The sequence below is a fragment of the Tateyamaria sp. ANG-S1 genome, assembly GCF_000814025.1.
Classification (GTDB): domain Bacteria; phylum Pseudomonadota; class Alphaproteobacteria; order Rhodobacterales; family Rhodobacteraceae; genus Tateyamaria.
Genome location: NZ_JWLL01000030.1, coordinates 1 through 1169, shown reverse-complemented (window position 1 = coordinate 1169; position 1169 = coordinate 1). Strand labels below are relative to the sequence as shown.

Sequence of the window (1169 nt, the reverse complement as noted above, 5' to 3'; positions counted from 1 at the left end):
GTGATTTTCGACACCACGCCGGCGCCGACGGTGCGGCCACCTTCGCGGATAGCGAAGCGCAGGCCGTTTTCCATCGCGATCGGGGCGATCAGCTCAACACCAAACGACACGTTGTCGCCCGGCATCACCATCTCGGTGCCTTCGTTCAGCTGAACCGTGCCCGTCACGTCCGTCGTACGGAAGTAGAACTGCGGACGGTAGTTCGCGAAGAACGGCGTGTGACGGCCACCCTCTTCCTTGGTCAGGATGTAGGCTTCGGCCTCGAACTTCGTGTGCGGCGTCACCGAACCCGGCTTACACAGAACCTGGCCACGCTCAACCGCTTCACGGTCGATACCGCGCAGCAGCGCGCCGATGTTGTCGCCCGCTTCGCCGCGATCCAGCAGCTTGCGGAACATTTCCACGCCCGTGCAGGTCGTTTTCTGAGTGTCCTTGATGCCGACGATTTCGATCTCGTCGCCCACGTTGATCACGCCACGCTCCACACGGCCGGTCACAACCGTACCACGGCCGGAGATCGAGAACACGTCCTCGACCGGCATCAGGAAGGGCTGGTCAACCGCGCGCTCGGGCGTCGGGATGTACTCGTCCACAGCGGCCATCAGCTCTTTGATCTTGTCTTCGCCGATGTTGGCGTCACGGCCTTCCATCGCCGCCAGGGCGGAACCTGCGATGATGGGCGTGTCGTCGCCGGGGTACTCGTAGCTGTCGAGCAGCTCGCGCACTTCCATTTCGACGAGTTCCAGCAGCTCTTCGTCGTCGACCTGGTCCACTTTGTTCATGAACACGACGATCTTCGGGATGCCAACCTGGCGGCCCAGCAGGATGTGCTCGCGCGTTTGGGGCATGGGGCCGTCGGCGGCGTTCACAACCAGGATCGCGCCGTCCATCTGCGCCGCACCGGTGATCATGTTCTTGACGTAGTCGGCGTGGCCGGGGCAGTCGACGTGGGCGTAGTGACGTGCTTCGGTCTCGTATTCCACGTGCGCGGTCGAGATCGTGATCCCGCGGGCCTTCTCTTCGGGCGCGCCGTCAATCTGGTCATATGCCTGGAAATCACCAAAATACTTCGTGATCGCCGCCGTCAGCGTCGTCTTGCCGTGGTCAACGTGGCCAATCGTGCCAATGTTAACGTGCGGCTTCGTACGTTCAAACTTTTCCTTTGCCAT

Annotated in this window: 1 protein-coding gene; it reads right to left on the bottom strand. The window is 61.9% G+C overall.

Going from position 1 to position 1169, the window contains the following annotated elements; all coding sequences use genetic code 11:
• Positions 1-1169 (bottom strand): elongation factor Tu (gene tuf / locus RA29_RS21630; RefSeq protein WP_039690044.1); only part of this gene is annotated, 1169 nt, incomplete at both ends.